The 9,510-nt window shown below is 71.2% G+C and carries 7 protein-coding genes; all 7 read left to right on the forward strand.

Translation table 11 applies throughout. The annotated features are described in order from the left end of the window. Positions 1–302 precede the first annotated feature (302 nt). The 7 genes from ACIBB8_RS16270 (at position 303) to ACIBB8_RS16300 (ending at position 9,163) form a co-directional block, all read left to right on the forward strand. On the forward strand, positions 303–1,943 hold the full coding sequence (locus ACIBB8_RS16270) for a dynamin family protein (RefSeq protein WP_398952529.1): 1,641 nt from the start codon (positions 303–305) through the stop codon (positions 1,941–1,943). Then, the gene (locus ACIBB8_RS16275; RefSeq protein WP_398952532.1) at positions 1,940–3,874 is read left to right on the forward strand and encodes a GTP-binding protein; all 1,935 of its coding nucleotides are present in this window, start codon (positions 1,940–1,942) and stop codon (positions 3,872–3,874) included. Before ACIBB8_RS16270 ends, ACIBB8_RS16275 begins: the two co-directional genes overlap by 4 nt. A 92-nt stretch (positions 3,875–3,966) precedes the next feature. Then, positions 3,967–4,524 (forward strand): single-stranded DNA-binding protein, encoded by a 558-nt coding sequence (locus ACIBB8_RS16280; protein ID WP_398952534.1) that lies wholly within the window; start codon positions 3,967–3,969, stop codon positions 4,522–4,524. Between the two features lie 215 nt (positions 4,525–4,739). After that, on the forward strand, positions 4,740–6,188 hold the full coding sequence (locus ACIBB8_RS16285) for an LAETG motif-containing sortase-dependent surface protein (RefSeq protein WP_398952536.1): 1,449 nt from the start codon (positions 4,740–4,742) through the stop codon (positions 6,186–6,188). Positions 6,189–6,384: 196 nt separating this feature from the next. Continuing rightward, positions 6,385–8,049, forward strand: coding sequence for an energy-dependent translational throttle protein EttA (ettA, locus tag ACIBB8_RS16290; protein WP_398952538.1), 1,665 nt, complete (start codon positions 6,385–6,387; stop codon positions 8,047–8,049). 5 nt (positions 8,050–8,054) lie between these two features. Beyond that, positions 8,055–8,477, forward strand: a complete 423-nt coding sequence (locus tag ACIBB8_RS16295) for a thioesterase family protein (RefSeq protein WP_366132529.1) — start codon at positions 8,055–8,057, stop codon at positions 8,475–8,477. Then, a complete protein-coding gene (locus tag ACIBB8_RS16300) occupies positions 8,474–9,163 on the forward strand; it encodes a hypothetical protein (protein WP_398952540.1) in 690 nt (229 codons plus the stop codon). Before ACIBB8_RS16295 ends, ACIBB8_RS16300 begins: the two co-directional genes overlap by 4 nt. Positions 9,164–9,510: the final 347 nt, after the last annotated feature.

Consider the following 9,510-nt stretch of genomic DNA (forward strand, 5'->3'; position numbering starts at 1 on the left):
CGGCCTGGAGCCCTGGGGCCGGGCCGGTCCGTGACCTTGCCGGGACAAGGATAGGGCTCCGATCGCCTTGACCCGGTTGCTTCACCTGCGTGGCACGATGTGTAGGTTCGGTGAAGCGAACCGATAATCGCAGGTAGGCGCGGCTCGCGCATCGCTTTTGACGCCTCGCGCCCCGGGTGTTGTGCACTCGTTATGCCTGCGTCCCACTCGCCCCCTCTGTCCCGACGGCGCAATCGGCGCGCAGAGGTGGCTATACGCTTCAAAAAGGCTCCAAAATTGGGCATTCTTCGCATGTGGTGACCATGGACGTACGGCCTCAGCTCATCGACGCACTTTCCGCCCTGCGCGACCGTGTCGCCGCCGTGCGTCTCCCACTCCCGCTCCCCGGCGTGACACGCGCCCGGCAGGCCAGGGTCGAGCTGCTCGCACAGCTCGACGACTACCTGCTTCCTCGGCTCAAGGACCCCGAAGCGCCCGTGCTCGCGGTCATCGGCGGGTCCACCGGCGCCGGGAAGTCGACGCTCGTCAATTCGCTCGTGGGGCGGCGGGTCACTGAGGCCGGGGTACTGAGGCCGACCACCCGGATCCCCGTCCTTGTCTGCCATCCGGATGACCATCACTGGTTCGCCGGGGGCAGGGTGCTGCCGCAGCTGACCCGGGTCTGGCTGCCGCCGGGCGAGTCCATGGACGCCGGCCTCTGCGACGAGCTCGACCGGCTCGACGAGGACGGGACCACACTGAGGGTCGAGACCGCCGCGAGTCTGCCGCGTGGGCTCGCGCTGCTCGACGCCCCCGACATCGACTCGCTCGTCGTACGGAACCGGGTGCTGGCCGCCGCACTCATCTGTGCCGCCGACGTCTGGGTCATGGTGACCACCGCCTCCCGGTACGCCGACGCGGTGCCGTGGCATCTGCTGCGTACCGCGAAGGAGTACGACGCCTCACTCGTCACCGTGCTCGACCGGGTACCGCACCAGGTGATCGGCGAGGTCTCACGGCAGTACGGGGCGCTCCTCACCAAGGCGGGACTCGGCGAGGTGCCGCGGTTCACCATCCCGGAACTGCCCGAGTCGGCGGGCGGCGGCAGCGGGCTGCTGCCCACCACCGCGGTTGAGCCACTGCGCGCCTGGCTCAGCCACCGCGTACAGGATCCGGCGGCCCGTCAGCAGGCGGTCGGGCGTACGGCGGCCGGGGTCATCGACTCGATGGACGTACGGATGCCGGAGCTGGCCGGCGCCGTCGCCGCACAGCACGCCGCGGCCGTGCGGCTCACCGGTGTGGTCGAGGACGCCTACCAGAAGGAGAGTGCACGGGTCCGGCGGCGGGTGGAGAACGGTGGCGTGCTCTCCGGGGACGCCCGTACCCGGTGGCGCGGATACCCGCACTACAGCACGTCCGAGGAACTTCTCGAATCGCTGGTGGACAGCCTCGCCGCGCTGCTGCAGTGCGCCGTGGCCGCCGCCGACGAGCACATCCGTACCGCCTGGCAGCGCGAACCCGCAGCAGGTGTGTTCGGACTCGGGAACCCGGGCCGGGAGGCCGGGCGATGGGGGCCCGCCGAGGACGTCCGGGGCCGGATCGCCATGGCCGTACGGCGGTGGCGGCGGGTCCTGGAGGAGCTGGCCGAGGAAGAGGTGCGCCGGCTGGAGCGCAGCGCCGCACCCGACGCCGAGACGGCGGCCGCGCTGCTGGCCGCCGCGCTGCTCGGCGGCCGTCGCGCCCGCAGCGCCGGGGAGCAGCTCGCCGAACGTATCGGAGCCCAGGGTGCGCTGCGGCTGCGCGACAAGGGCGGTGCGCTGCTGACCAGCTGTCTCGACCGGGTGCTGGGCAGCGAGCGCGACCGGCGGCTGGCGCCGCTCGACGCGCTCGACGTGGCCCCGGAGCCGCAGGCCGAACTGATTGCCGCGCTGTCCGTACTGCAGAAGGAGAGGGGGCAGCATTGACTGCCGTCACTGACCAGGATCACGGCCAGGAACAGGGCGAGGCCGGTGGTGTCGTCGTCAGCCAGGGCCGGCACGTCCCCGAGTCCGAGGGCCGGTGGGACGACGGGCTCATCGCCCGGCGCGCAGCGGCCCTTGCCATGGGCCCCGAGGATCCCGAGTCCGAGGCCGTCCCCGACGACGTACGTCCTCAGGTCGAGGCGTACGCACCCTCCGGCGGCCCGCTCCGGCCGAGGCTCGACGCGCTGCGAGAGCTCGTCGGGCTGTCCCGGGCCCGCCTCGACGGGACCACGCTCGCCGAGGCGGGGCGCGTACTCGACGAGGCCGCCGCACGACAGCGGCTCTCCTCACGGCACACCGTCGTCGCCATTGCCGGGGCGTCCGGCAGCGGCAAGTCGACGCTCTTCAACTCCCTGGCGGGCACACAGATCTCCGAGACCGGGCTGCGTCGGCCGACCACCGCCGCGCCCCTTGCCTGCTCCTGGACCGACGGCGCCGCCGGGCTGCTGGACCGGCTGGCCATTCCGGGACGCCTCAGGCGCAGGCCGCAGCAGGGCGGTACGGAGGCGGACGAGGCGCTCCAGGGGCTTGTCCTCGTCGATCTGCCCGACCACGACTCGGCAGCGGCCGGGCACCGCGAGCAGGTCGACCGGGTGCTGGCCCTGGTCGACGCGGTGATCTGGGTCGTCGATCCCGAGAAGTACGCGGATGCCGCCCTGCACGAGTGCTATCTGCGACCGCTGGCCGGCCACGCGGAGGTCACGTTCGTCGTCCTCAACCAGGTGGACCGGCTGCCCGGTGACTCCGCCGACCAGGTCCTCGACGATCTGCGCAGGCTCCTCGACGAGGACGGCATGGCGCTCGGCGAACACGGCGAACCGGGCGCCACCGTCCTGTCGCTGTCCGCGCTCACCGGCGAAGGTGTCGGTGAACTGCGTGAGATGCTCGGCCGGTTCGTGCAGGAGCGCGCAGCGGCGGCGCGCCGGCTCTCGGCCGATGTGGACGCCGCGGCGGCGAAGCTGCGTCCGGTGTACGTCGCCGAGGGACGGCCGGGACTCGGGGAACGGGCCCGCGAGGAGTTCGCCGACCGGCTGGGGGAGGCGGTGGGCGCGGCCGCGGCCGGTCAGGCCGCCGAACGTGAGTGGCGCAGGAACGCCGGGCGCGCCTGCGGGACGCCGTGGCTGCGGCTGTGGCGGTGGTACGAGTCCACCCGGCGGCCGGGAAGTCCGGACCGGGCGGCGGCCACGCCCGCGCCGGCGGAGGAACAGCTCACCGCCCGGCAACGCGTCGAGCAGGCGGTGCGGACGGTGGCGGACGCCGCCGCGGACGGGCTGCCGGGTCCCTGGGCGCAGGCGGTCCGCGAGGCCGCGGCGCAGGGGGCGACGGGGCTGCCGGAGGCGCTGGACGAGCTGGCCGGGAAGGCGGGAACGATGGGGCACGGGCGGGCCAGGGGCGCGGGCGACGACGCGGATCGTGGTACTGCGGCCGCAGTCGGCGGTGGGGGCGTGGTGGCCACCGGTGTGGCCGGTGCATCGGGTGTGGCGCACAGCGGCCGGGTGGCAGGCAAGCCGCCCAGGCCCGCATGGTGGCCCGCCGCCGTGCTGGCGCAGGCGTCCATGACGCTGCTGCAGATCTTCGGCGGGCTCTGGCTGGTCGGCCAGATCATCGGCGTGATCGAACCGGGACTGCTCACGCCCGCGCTGGTGATGCTGGCGGGCGTGATCGGCGGGCCATTGGTCGAGTGGTCGTGTGCGGCGGCAGCCCGAGGGCCCGCCCGGCGGTACGGGCAGGAGGCCGAGCGGTGTCTGCGCGAGGCGGCGGCGGCCGTCGGCCGGGCGAGGGTGCTCGATCCGGTGGCGGCTGAACTGGTGCGGTACCGGGAGGTGCGCGAGCGGTACGTGACGGTGACGGAGTTTTCCACAACCGGTCGGTAGTACACAGCCCTCAGCAGGATCCCCGCCTCCCCTTCAGCATGAGATCAGTGACCGCGCGGCAGCGGTCACGGAGCTGAAGGGGAGGCGGAGGCATGAACGAGACCGTGGTGACGCTGGTGGGAAATGCGGCGACCAGCGTGGAATTCCGGGAGACCGCGACCGGGGGAATGGCGCGATTTCGGTTCGCCGTGACGGCCCGCCGCTGGGACCGCGAGAAACAGCTCTGGACGGACGGGCACACCAGCTTCTACACCGTGTGGGCGTGGCGCACCCTGGCGGCGAATCTCGCGGGCTCGGTCTCCGTCGGAGAACCACTGCTCGTGCACGGCCGGTTGAAGGTGCGCGAGGAGGAACGGGACGGACAGCGACGGACGTTCGTGGACATCGAGGCGGTGGCGGTCGGACACGATCTGACACGGGGGACGGCGGCGTTCCGGCGGGTTCTGCGGGGTGACCCGACGCTGACGGCACGGTCGGGCAGGAGGGACGGGCCGGACGGGGCGGGAGATGTGCGGGGAAGGGGAGAGGCTGCCGAGCGGGGGCGACGGCGGGCGGCAGTCGCAGCGGGGGCGGCGGAAACGCCGACGCAGGCGCAGGTGGGGGTGATGCTGCGTCAGGAGCCGATCCCTGAACTGGCGTCGGCGCCGTGACGCCCTCGGGGCGGGTGATACGGGGGCGACGGCCGGCGGTAAACAGATCCGGCGATAACGATTCTGATTCGGAATGGTTGTACGACGGTATGACGGGGGGCTGCGCTTCGTCGCTTCCTTAGGATTCCTCAGTACTCACGGGTACTTGAGTCGACTGGCGGGGCAATCCCCACACGCGCATCAGGCGCGGAGGGCCCCGCCCGGAGGGGACATCTGTGTTTTCTGCTTCTTCAGCGACCATTTCATCGTCCAGCACGGAGGCGAATCCGCCACGGAGCCGGGGCATCGCCCGGCTGGCCGCATCGGTGATGGCATCCGGACTCGTCATAGCCGGGGCCCTCGTCGGCGCGGGCACCGCGACCGCCGACGAGGCGCCGCAGCACCAGGGCGGTGCCAGCGCGGTCCTGGACGGGTTGAAGACCTACGACCGGGCCGTGCTCACCACGGACGGGAAGAAGCAGGAACTGCCCGCCGGGCTCTTCGAGATGACCGTCGACGGCGGCGGCAAGCTGAAGACGTACTGCATCGACATCCATAACCCCACCCAGGACCAGGCGAAGTACCTGGAGACCCCCTGGAACCAGACGTCGCTCGGCGCCAACAAGAACGCGGGCCGGATCCGCTGGATCCTGGAGCACTCCTACCCGCAGATCGACGACCTCGCGGCGCTCGCCGAGCAGGCCGGCACCGGTCCGCTCACCGAGCGGACCGCGGCGGCAGGCACCCAGGTCGCCATCTGGCGTTACTCGGACGACGCCGATGTCGAGGCCGCCGACAAGCAGGCCGAGAAGCTCGCCGACTGGCTGGGGGAGCATGCCGAGGACGTCGCCGAGCCCAAGGCGTCCCTCGCTCTGGACCCGGCCGCGGTCTCCGGCCGGTCCGGTGAGCGGCTCGGGCCGGTCACCGTCCGCACCAACGCCGGCCAGGTCTCGGTGACCCCGCCCGCCGACTCCGCCAGCGGCGTCAAGGTCACCGACAAGAGCGGCAAGCCCGTCACCACCGCCGCCAACGGCGCCGAGCTCTACTTCGACGTCCCGGCGGGCGCCGCCGACGGCACCGCCTCGCTGACCGTCCAGGCCACCACCTCGGTGCCGGTCGGCCGGGCCTTCGCCGGAGTGACCAAGAGCCAGACGCAGATCCTGGCCGGCTCCAGCGAGTCCACGGTCTCCGCGACCGCCACCGCGACCTGGGCCAAGAAGGGCGCGATCCCCGCGGTCACCGCGAAGAAGAACTGCGCCAAGGGCGGCGTGGACGTCACCGCGAGCAACGAGGGCGACGAGGCGTTCACCTTCGAGCTGGCCGGCATCAAGCACACCGTCGAGGCCGGCGCGTCCGAGACGGTGACCGTCCCGGTCGCCGAGGACCAGGCGTACGACTTCACGATCACCGGTCCCGGCGGGTTCACCCAGACGTTCAAGGGCGTCCTGGACTGCAAGACCAGCGGCAGCTCCACCGGCGGCCCCGACACCCAGACCCTCGACCAGCCTGCCCCGGCCACCGCGGGCGGCAGCTCGGCCGGGACCGGGACCGGGGGCGACCTCGCCGAGACCGGCAGCTCGAGTGCCACCCCGGTGATCGCGGGCATCGCCATCGCCCTGGTCGTCGTCGGCGGCGGCGCGGTCTTCCTCCTCCGCAAGCGGAAGACGCAGTCCGCCGCGGAGTAAACAAAGAGTGACGCATCAAGGCCACGCCGTCACGATGCGCTGATGACAGCCCCGGTACGCCCACGCGTACCGGGGCTGTCGCGTACGGGAAGGCACCCATGGGGCGTACCGTCGGCCGGACGGGTTTCCGTCCTGGGACGGCAGTCAGGCAAGATGGGGTGTATCTGCCCACACATCGATTGCCGGACGGTTTCTCTTGGCTGAGTTCATCTACACCATGCGCAAGACGCGCAAGGCGCACGGCGACAAGGTGATCCTCGATGACGTCACCCTGAACTTCCTGCCCGGCGCGAAGATCGGTGTCGTTGGCCCCAACGGCGCCGGTAAGTCCACGGTGCTGAAGATCATGGCGGGCCTGGAGCAGCCGTCCAACGGTGACGCGTTCCTGTCGCCCGGTTTCAGCGTCGGCATCCTCATGCAGGAGCCGCTGCTCGACGAGTCGAAGACCGTGCTGGAGAACGTCCAGGACGGCGCCGCCGAGATCATGGGCAAGCTCACGCGCTTCAACGAGGTCGCCGAGCTCATGGCGACGGACTACTCGGACGCGCTGATGGAGGAGATGGGCAAGCTCCAGGAGGACCTGGACCACGCGAACGCGTGGGACCTGGACGCCCAGCTGGAGCAGGCCATGGACGCCCTGGGCTGCCCGCCCGGCGACTGGCCGGTCGTCAACCTCTCCGGTGGCGAGAAGCGCCGTGTCGCGCTCTGCAAGCTGCTGATCGAGGCCCCGGACCTGCTCCTCCTCGACGAGCCCACCAACCACCTCGACGCCGAGTCGGTGAACTGGCTGGAGCAGCACCTCTCGAAGTACTCGGGCGCCGTCGTCGCCGTGACGCACGACCGGTACTTCCTGAACAACGTCGCCGAGTGGATCCTCGAGCTGGACCGCGGCCGCGCGCACCCGTACGAGGGCAACTACTCCACGTACCTCGACAAGAAGGCCGCCCGCCTCAAGGTCGAGGGCCGCAAGGACGAGAAGCGCGCCAAGCGGCTCAAGGAAGAGCTGGAGTGGGTCCGCTCCAACGCCAAGGGCCGGCAGACCAAGTCCAAGGCGCGTCTCGCCCGGTACGAGGAGATGGCCGCCGAGGCGGACAAGATGCGGAAGCTGGACTTCGAGGAGATCCAGATTCCGCCGGGCCCGCGGCTCGGTTCCATCGTCGTCGAGGTCGAGAACCTCTCGAAGGCCTTCGGCGACAAGGTCCTCATCGATGACCTGTCGTTCACGCTGCCGCGCAACGGCATCGTCGGCGTCATCGGCCCGAACGGCGCGGGCAAGACCACACTGTTCAAGATGCTCCAGGGCCTGGAGACGCCGGACTCCGGCGGCATCAAGATCGGCGAGACCGTCAAGATCTCCTACGTCGACCAGAGCCGCGCCAACATCGACCCCAAGAAGACCCTCTGGGCGGTCGTGTCGGACGAGCTCGACTACATCAACGTCGGCCAGGTCGAGATGCCGTCGCGGGCGTACGTCTCCGCGTTCGGCTTCAAGGGCCCGGACCAGCAGAAGCCGGCCGGTGTGCTCTCCGGTGGTGAGCGCAACCGCCTCAACCTGGCGCTGACGCTCAAGGAGGGCGGCAACCTGCTGCTCCTCGACGAGCCCACCAACGACCTCGACGTCGAGACCCTGTCCTCGCTCGAGAACGCGCTCCTGGAGTTCCCGGGTGCGGCCGTGGTCATCTCCCACGACCGTTGGTTCCTGGACCGCGTCGCCACGCACATCCTGGCGTACGAGGGCGACTCCAAGTGGTACTGGTTCGAGGGCAACTTCGAGTCGTACGAGAAGAACAAGGTCGACCGCCTCGGCGCGGACGCGGCCCGCCCGCACCGCGCCACGTACAAGAAGCTCACGCGAGGCTGATCGTCTTGGCTCGTCACATCTACAGCTGCCCGCTGCGCTGGTCGGACATGGATGCCTTCGGCCACGTCAACAACGTGGTCTTCCTCCGCTACCTGGAGGAGGCGCGCATCGACTTCATGTTCCGGCTGGCGCCGGGGGACGGCTCGCCGTCCTTCGCCGGCGGGTCCGTCGTGGCCCGGCACGAGATCGACTACGTGCGCCCGCTGGTCCACCGGCACGCGCCGGTGACCGTCGAGTCCTGGGTCACGAAAATAGGTGCCGCGTCCCTCACGATCTCGTACGAGATCAAGGACCCGGACCAGGTGTATGTACGGGCCTCGACCGTCGTCGTGCCGTACGACCTGGCCGAAGAGCGACCCCGGCGGATCTCCGCGGAGGAGAAGCTCTTCCTCCAGGAGTACCTGGCCGAGGAGCCCGCCGCCGTATGACGGTGCCTGTGCGGTCGCTGGAGTTCGCCGACGTGAGGGAGGCCGCGGATCTCGCGGCCTTCCTCGGCCGGCTGCTCCACTACGACCGGGCCGCCGCAGTGCGGATGCAGGCGGGCGGCAGCGCGCTGGCCGTCTTCGGCAGGCCGCCGTCGTTCGAGGTCCTCGCGATCCGGACGGCGCGGCTGGCCGGCCCGCATGACTTCGACGTCACGGTGTCTGCCGGTGAACTCCTCGAATCCCTCGATGCCGAGGGCACGGCGGCCGGTTCAGGCGCCCTGCCCACGCCCGTCACCGGGCCGCCGTGGACGGGCGTCCTCCCGCCCCGCGGCGGCTGGCACGAACGTCCGGGCCTGCCCGACCCGGTCTCCCTGCGCACGGCGCTCACCGCCGCGGTGGCGGAGTTCCGCTCCCGCGACGAGGCGCTGCCCGAGGACCGTCGAACCCGGGCGGAGCGGGACCTGATCGGCCGCGAGATCTGGTCGCGCACGGTCGGCGGTACCCCGCTTCCGCTGCGGGCCGTCCATGCCGCCCAGTCCCTCGGATTCCTCCGCCCGGCGCCGGACTTCCCGGTCGCCCTGCTCGCGGCCGGGACCTGGCTGCGGCTGCGTACCCCGTTCGGCTCGATTGCGCTGCGCGGCCCGGGTAGCGGACTCGGCACGCTCGCGGTGACGGTGGGCGCGGGCTGAGCACCGGCGGGCCGATGACACGGCCCAGCCGGCCGGTGCGGCACCGGGCCTAGGGCGTGTTTCGAAAGTCCCGCCGGCCTGGCGGCGGCTGGCATGCACGCTCGCTGCGTTGTCGGGCTCGTCCCGATACGCCCAGTAGCGGGGTGACCCTCCGCCTTGCGATCGCACGCACCAGACGCTGCCTGGCCCGCCCTACAGGCGGACGACGCTCCTTTCGAAACACGCCCCAGGAGGGTGCTGAAGGTCTTGGCCGGATCAGCGAGCGGCGTCTGGTGCGTGCGGCTGCAAGGCGCCGAAGCGGCCTCATAGCGGAGCTATCAGGCCGTTTTGGCAACGCCGCAGATGTG

The sequence above is a fragment of the Streptomyces sp. NPDC051286 genome (assembly GCF_044455345.1).
GTDB lineage: Bacteria > Actinomycetota > Actinomycetes > Streptomycetales > Streptomycetaceae > Streptomyces.

What these genes read in the sequence shown, in the direction of transcription:
- ACIBB8_RS16300 (WP_398952540.1), top strand. Translation starts at nt 8,474, where the DNA reads ATGACGGTGCCTGTGCGGTCGCTGGAGTTCGCCGACGTGAGGGAGGCC.
- ACIBB8_RS16270 (WP_398952529.1), top strand. Translation starts at nt 303, where the DNA reads ATGGACGTACGGCCTCAGCTCATCGACGCACTTTCCGCCCTGCGCGAC.
- ACIBB8_RS16280 (WP_398952534.1), top strand. Translation starts at nt 3,967, where the DNA reads ATGAACGAGACCGTGGTGACGCTGGTGGGAAATGCGGCGACCAGCGTG.